This is a genomic window from Vibrio sp. D173a (assembly GCF_030248475.1).
On record NZ_JAHGAH010001531.1, the window covers coordinates 1 to 556 of the forward strand.

A 556-nucleotide genomic window follows, 5' to 3' on the forward strand; every position below is an offset into this window, starting at 1 on the left:
CTTCATTGTGCGTACCAATGATTTGTGCCGCGAGAATACCTGCGTTAGCTGCGCCCGATTCACCAATAGCTAGCGTACCAACCGCGATACCTTTAGGCATCTGAACGATAGAAAGAAGTGAGTCCATGCCTGTTAGAGCTTTAGACTGTACTGGTACACCAAGAACAGGAACGCGAGTAAATGCTGCTGCCATGCCCGGTAGGTGAGCTGCGCCGCCTGCACCTGCAATGATCACCTTAATACCACGCTCTTTTGCACTCGTTGCGTAATCCGCCAGTAGTTGAGGAGTACGGTGAGCAGAAACCACTTTTGTTTCGTACGCTACGCCAAATTGATCCAACATATCCGCTGCTAGCTTCATTGTTGGCCAATCAGATTTAGAACCCATGATAATACCGACAGTCATCTCAAACTCCTTCAGGTACGATTTGATTAAGTGATTAGATAATTTGCGCGCATTATACGGGGAAAATTGCTCAAGGAAAACGTTTGCGTCAGTCAAAGTTGCTATTTGATACATTTTATAAACAAATAGCTTTAGTAACAGTTAGTGATT

Annotated in this window: 1 protein-coding gene; it reads right to left on the minus strand. The window is 45.0% G+C overall.

Features of this window, described 5'->3' with window-relative positions; genetic code table 11:
• A partial coding sequence (purE, locus tag KIV40_RS34545; RefSeq protein ID WP_285353964.1) for a 5-(carboxyamino)imidazole ribonucleotide mutase occupies positions 1-406 on the minus strand: 406 nt, incomplete at its 3' end.
• Positions 407-556 lie beyond the last annotated feature (150 nt).